General features: G+C 50.4%; 3 protein-coding genes and 2 pseudogenes. 4 read left to right on the top strand and 1 reads right to left on the bottom strand.

The genetic code is table 11. The annotated features are described in order from the left end of the window. Positions 1-294: pseudogene (locus HMPREF1024_RS29700) on the top strand (integrase core domain-containing protein); the annotation flags it as partial. A gap of 630 nt (positions 295-924) precedes the next feature. Next, positions 925-1,665, top strand: coding sequence for a tyrosine-type recombinase/integrase (locus HMPREF1024_RS00645; RefSeq protein ID WP_001515717.1), 741 nt, complete (start codon positions 925-927; stop codon positions 1,663-1,665). A 697-nt stretch (positions 1,666-2,362) separates the two neighbouring features. Here HMPREF1024_RS00645 and HMPREF1024_RS0127855 read toward each other — a convergent pair. After that, positions 2,363-3,372, bottom strand: a pseudogene (locus HMPREF1024_RS0127855) (RepB family plasmid replication initiator protein). 750 nt (positions 3,373-4,122) lie between these two features. Here HMPREF1024_RS0127855 and sopA point away from each other — a divergent pair. Continuing rightward, entirely contained in the window at positions 4,123-5,289 is a 1,167-nt protein-coding gene (gene sopA / locus HMPREF1024_RS00650) for a plasmid-partitioning protein SopA (protein ID WP_000523812.1), read from the top strand. Further along, positions 5,289-6,260, top strand: a complete 972-nt coding sequence (locus HMPREF1024_RS00655; RefSeq protein WP_009309982.1) for a ParB/RepB/Spo0J family plasmid partition protein — start codon at positions 5,289-5,291, stop codon at positions 6,258-6,260. The genes sopA and HMPREF1024_RS00655 overlap by 1 nt, the downstream gene beginning before the upstream one ends. Positions 6,261-6,685 lie beyond the last annotated feature (425 nt).

The following is a 6,685-nucleotide window of genomic DNA, read 5'->3' as shown; positions in this document are numbered from 1 at the left end:
GAGCAGGCAGTTCCGGCAGTTACTGTGGCGATACCGGGTTCAGGCAGAGTATGAGTCGGCGTGGAAACTGCTGGGATAACAGCCCAATGGAGCGCTTCTTCAGGAGTCTGAAGAACGAATGGGTGCCGGCGACGGGGCTATGTAAGCTTCAGCGATGCAGCTCACGCAATAACGGACTATATCGTTGGATATTACAGCGCACTAAGACCGCACGAATATAATGGTGGGTTACCGCCAAACGAATCAGAAAACCGATACTGGAAAAACTCTAACGCGGTGGCCAGTTTTTGTTGACCACTTCAGACGCTAAATTTTTTCCTTCTGGCGAACCAACAAACAGCCCGTTTATAGATAGATTCTGCTGACGACAAAAGGATTAACCCCTGAAATTGCACTGGATTGTCACCTGAAGATGTGCAGGACAAGCCAGATTACTCTGACAAGGGATACCATCGTAATTTAGCAAAAACACCTAAGACCTAAACGACAGCTAAGTACATAGTGCCGGACGGATCATGATTTTTTATTTAACTTACGGACTTCATTTTTCAGCAAATATCTTTTCTCTTCTGTTGTAAACTTATGAAAGCGTTACGCGAAATCCCGCAAGGTTACAGGGGTGTACCAGGCCGGAAATCGCGTAGCGCTCTCTTCTCTTCTTTTTCCTGCCTAACATGTACATCCTGGCATTACTCCAATTCTCCCAAAAACCGTAAAACAGCCCTCAGCCCGCGTCATGACTGGCTTCATGGAGGATCTGAGCAGAAAAAGGATCCTTTACGCATTTGGTTTTTCCCGCAATAATGCGGGATAAGACAACAAAAGGATCCGCGCGCTGCGATTTATTGTCATGGCAGGATCGGCCCGTCAGGTGCAAAATACCTGTATCCATAAACAGTGCGTGCGCTACGTGAAAAATAACTCATGAACAGCATCATTCCCTTGCAGAATTCACCAGAACGCGTCTCCCTGCTGCCGATCGCCCCGGGCGTTGATTTTGCGACCGCGGTGGCACTCCGGCGGATGGCCACCTCAACAGGTGCCACGCCGGCTTACCTCCTGGCGCCGGAAGTGAGCGCCCTCCTCTGGTATATGCCTGACCAGCGTCACCACATGTTGTTCGCCACCATGTGGAATACCGGGATCCGTATCGGTGAAGCCCGGACGCTCACCCCGGAATCGTTCGACCTGGATGGTCTGCGCCCTTTTGTTCGGGTGCTGTCGGAAAAAGTGCGGGCACGTCGTGGCCGGCCGCCAAAAGATGAAGTGCGTCTGGTACCGCTGACGGATGCCAGTTTTGTGCGTCAGATGGAAAGCTGGATGGTCACCACCCGCCCCCGCCGGCGTGAGCCGTTATGGCCGGTCACGGATGAGACAATGCGCAACTGGCTGAAACAGGCGGTGAAGCGGGCTGAAGCTGACGGCGTGCATTTTTCGATCCCCGTGACGCCGCATACTTTCCGTCACAGCTATATTATGCACATGCTTTATCACCGGCAGCCCAGGAAGGTCATCCAGGCACTGGCCGGGCATAAGGATCCGCGCTCGATGGAAGTCTATACCCGGGTATTTGCGCTGGACATGGCTGCCACCCTGGCCGTTCCCTTTACCGGTGATGGGCGAGATGCCGCGGAGATCCTTCGCTCCCTGCCCCCGGCCGGCTGAGATTGACGGGCCTGGCATGACGTCCTGTATTCCGCTAATACGAAATACAGGAGCAGAGCGCATTCAGTGCCCCTCCCTGCTCCAGCACACCAGGACATCATTCGGATGACTGAACAGCCGTGGTCTTGCACGGTGACCTGCAAGCCTGCAGGCATCGACATACCGCAGACAAGACAGGACACAGGCCGTACATCCCACAGTGTATTGTTTCCTGAAAACTCAGTGAATCATCCCGTTAATTGCGAAAGTCATTCACCCCTGTGGCTCACTCCCTTCTGCCATCGGTCTCCTGTTCGCATTTAGCAGTGTGAAGCTGGCGCCGGGTTATACAGACAGCTGCAGTCTCATCCTGCCGGGCTAAACCTGCAATACACAGGGGAACGGATACCGTCAGGTAACATGACCGTCTCAGCATCCGATTGAGATTTTCGTAAGGGGTATAGAGCTTTACTGAAAAATTGACTGTGGCATGTTAACACGTGTGGAGCAGTGCACAGACCTGGGAATATCGCCGTTAAACCCGCATACCGTAGTCAATATCTGCGTATCACGGCCTGAAATCACATATGACAGTCAATATTGTTCGATCATGGCAGACATGATGGAGAACACATATTGACTGCGGTATGCGTGATGCATATCACAGTCAATGGAATGTCCTTAGCGGCATCCGGCAGTCATGTTATGCATATCGCAGTCAATTTTCTGGCTTCATCGCTGAGAGAGCTTCGGCCAGTTTAAGGGGATCGATGCCAGCAGCCTTCAGCGCCTTAATGACTTCGTCATAATTTTGCTCTGGCGCCTTCTCTTCTTCCTCTTTGCGCGGAACCTTCACAGGACCACTGATGAGTTTGGGGTTGCGATAATGCACGCTGAAATAGGTGGCTCGGCCACGTTTAAACTCAGTGTAATCCAGATAACCAATATCCCGCAGCTGCTCCATCGCCTTACGCACCGTGTGGTTCTGCGTATAGACATTTGAGGTGAGATTCAGCCGGTCACGCATCCGTTTCATGGAAATAGGTGCAGGATTCTGGGGAAGACTTTCGATGTAGGTATAAAGCGCCTGGGCTGATTCCTTGCGCTGCAGGGCGTCAATGGCTTTCAGCCGCAGCAGTACCCTTCTGTCCATGTGGTAAAGCTCAAACAGCTTAGGTTCAGCCTTGATCTCAACGATATCCTCGTTGATGTCATAATAGGCTGACTGCACCAGATGGGTGGTCCATCCTTTGGTCTCGCTCTGGAACTTCAGCGTAACCGAGGCGAGTTTAAACAGGGAATTACTGATGCGATCGCGCATTTTTTTGTTGAACGACGGGAGTCAAATCCGCACATCTTAACGAATTCGACGAACGACAGTTCCAGGGTGTCACTTTTTACCCCATACTCCGACATGGAGCGTATTATCCCCAGCCAGACTTTAAAATCCGTGTCCATATCAAGACGCGAACCGGTGATCTTAACGTCAGTGTATCCTTCGCTTTTGGCAATGGACAGCTGTACAAGCTCCTCAGTAGCGTCTGTAACGTTTTTCCGGTTCGCCTTGCTCTTCCCTGTTGATTTCAGAGTTGGGACGAAGAGACCGAGTCTCATGAGCGCTACTGGCTGCACGGTACTGGTGCTGTTGACATCCAGCTTAACAACTTCACCGGTTGTCTTATCAACCTCCTGAAGGTTCAGAAGTAAGCTGTTATTTTCGCTCGTCATCTTGATCCTCAACGGTTATCCACAAAAGGATGTAGTAATACGTATCGCAGTCAACGGATATACATACCTCAGTAAATACCGTTGCATATCACAGTATTAGATTATGCATATAACAGTCAACATTTTACATTCCACAGTCGATCCAGACAGACGTTAAAGCCAGTTACAGCGCATGCTGGAGCGATCCGGGGATCTCTTTTGGATCTCATTATGATCTCCTTGGGATCAATTATTGGATCGAGACCATGAATAACCCAGATACAAGCCCGGAAGCGCCACACCAGATATCCAGAACCCTGGCCTTATTTTCCTGAATACGCTCTGGAAGATTGAGATCTACAGGTACAACAATAAAACATTGACTGCGGTATGCTGAGTCGTCTTTCCTCTTCCTCGACACAGATGCGGTAAGCATCATACCATAGTCAATATATTACATACCGCAGTCAATTTCATTATAACTGGCTGATCCCGAGCCATCTTTACCAACCCGACGTACGTGCAATCTGTGAATTCTGTGATTTTCCGCTTCCTCGCCGCTTTCTCACTGTGTGAGATCGCTTACTGCGGCGAGCGGCAGTGATTAAAATTGACTGCGGTATGTACTCTTTTGTAATCCCCTGCGTTCTTTCATTACCCAATGTGGTTCACTTTGCACTTTTTCGTGTACTTTGCGATTTTATTGTTGCTTTGCAATAAATTCCAAGATTTAATAAAATAATGCAAAGTGATGATTAAAGGATGTTCAGTATGGGACTCATGGATACACTCAACCAGTGCATAAGTGCTGGTCATGAAATGACGAAAGCAATCGCCATTGCACAGTTTAATGATGACAGTCCGGAAGCCCGGAAAATAACCCGGCGCTGGAGGATTGGTGAAGCGGCAGATTTAGTTGGCGTGTCATCTCAGGCTATCAGGGATGCCGAGAAAGCTGGCCGGCTGCCGCACCCTGATATGGAAACCCGTGGGAGAGTTGAGCAACGCGTTGGTTATACCATCGAACAAATCAATCACATGCGGGATGTATTTGGTACACGACTGCGCCGTGCTGAAGATGCGTTTCCGCCGGTGATTGGCGTTGCAGCTCACAAAGGTGGTGTTTACAAAACCTCAGTATCCGTTCACCTGGCTCAGGATCTTGCTCTGAAAGGACTCCGTGTTCTGCTTGTTGAAGGCAATGACCCACAGGGAACTGCTTCTATGTATCACGGATGGGTGCCCGATCTTCATATTCATGCTGAGGACACTCTCCTGCCCTTTTATCTTGGGGAAAAGGATGACGCCAGCTACGCTATAAAGCCCACCTGCTGGCCTGGCCTTGATATCATCCCGTCCTGTCTGGCACTGCACCGCATTGAAACCGAGCTGATGGGGAAATTTGACGAAGGCAAATTACCTGCTGACCCGCACCTGATGCTCCGTCTGGCCATTGAAACTGTCGCTCATGATTATGACGTGATAGTTATCGACAGCGCACCCAACCTTGGTATCGGTACGATAAATGTTGTATGCGCTGCTGATGTTCTGATTGTCCCTACTCCGGCAGAGCTGTTCGACTACACCTCCGCACTGCAGTTTTTCGATATGCTTCGTGACCTGCTTAAGAACGTGGATCTTAAAGGCTTCGAGCCAGATGTCCGTATTCTGCTTACCAAATACAGTAATAATAATGGCTCGCAGTCCCCGTGGATGGAAGAACAAATTCGGGATGCCTGGGGAAGCATGGTCCTTAAAAATGTTGTGCGCGAAACGGATGAAGTCGGCAAAGGTCAGATCCGTATGAGAACCGTTTTTGAACAGGCAATTGATCAACGTTCTTCAACCGGCGCCTGGCGTAACGCCCTTTCTATCTGGGAACCTGTTTGCAATGAGATTTTTGATCGTCTGATTAAACCACGCTGGGAGATTAGATAATGAAGCGTGCTCCTGTCATTCCAAGACATACCACACACACTCAATCGACTGAAGATACTTCATCACCGGCGCCAGCCGCGCCTATGGTGGATTCATTAATTGCGCGCGTGGGTGCCATGGCTCGCGGTAATGCCATCTCTCTTCCGGTATGTGGCCGTGAAGTAAAATTTACCCTTGAAGTGCTCCGGGGAGACACTGTTGAGAGCGCTTCACGCGTATGGTCAGGCAATGAGCGCGATCAGGAACTGCTTACCGAAGATGCTCTGGATGATCTTATCCCATCTTTTTTACTGACCGGTCAGCAGACTCCAGCTTTTGGCCGCCGGGTTTCTGATGTCATAGAAATTGCAGACGGCAGCCGTCGCCGTAAAGCCGCAATCCTGACGGAAAGTGATTATCGCGTTCTGGTTGGTGAACTGGACGATGAGCAGATGGCTGCATTGTCCCGACTGGGTAACGATTATCGCCCAACAAGTGCTTATGAACGTGGCCTGCGTTATACAAGCCGGCTGCAGAATGAGTTTGCTGGAAACATTTCTGCGCTTGCCGATGCGGAAAACATCTCTCGTAAGATCATTACCCGCTGTATCAATACGGCCAAACTGCCTAAATCCGTTGTTGCCCTGTTTGCACATCCTGGAGAACTGTCTGCCCGGTCAGGTGAAGCCCTTCAGAAGGCTTTTGCAGATAAAGAAGAATTACTGAAGCAGCAGGCTGAGACTCTCCACGATCAGAAGAAAGCGGGACTAATCTTTGAAGCTGAAGAGGTCATTAGTCTTTTAACATCCGTACTGAAACAATCTCCCGCATCAAGAGTTAATCTGAGCTCACGTCATCAGTTTGCTCCAGGGGCAACAGCATTGTATAAGGGCGATAAAATGGTGCTTAACCTGGATAAGTCCCGCATTCCTGCGGAGTGTATAGAGAAAATAGAAGCCATTCTTAAGGAGCTTGAGAAACCAGGAGTCTGATGCGGACACGCATTATTCTACGGTGATCTCCCTTTACTTCATTTCCTTTCTCACAGGCCAGAAAACATAACTGGCCTGAATATTCTCTCTGGGACCACGGTCCCACCTGCATCGCCGGTCAGGTAATCTGTCTGGGACCACGGTCCCACCTGCGTCGTCGGTCAGGTTATCTGCCTGGGACCACGGTCCCACCTGCGTCATCGGTCAGCTTATCTGTCTGGGACCACGGTCCCACCTGCGTCATCGGTCAGCTTATCTGTCTGGGACCACGGTCCCACCTGCATCGTCTGTCAGGTTATCTGCCTGGGACCACGGTCTCACCTGCGTCGTCGGTCACGTTATCTGCCTGGGACCACGGTCCCACTGCGTCATCGGTCAGCTTATCTGTCTGGGACCACGGTCCCACTGCGTCAATCGGTCAGCTT

The sequence above is a fragment of the Klebsiella sp. 4_1_44FAA genome, from assembly GCF_000238715.1.
Classification (GTDB): domain Bacteria; phylum Pseudomonadota; class Gammaproteobacteria; order Enterobacterales; family Enterobacteriaceae; genus Klebsiella; species Klebsiella pneumoniae.
The sequence above is the reverse complement of the archived record's forward strand: the minus strand, read 5'-3'. Positions and strand labels throughout refer to the sequence as shown.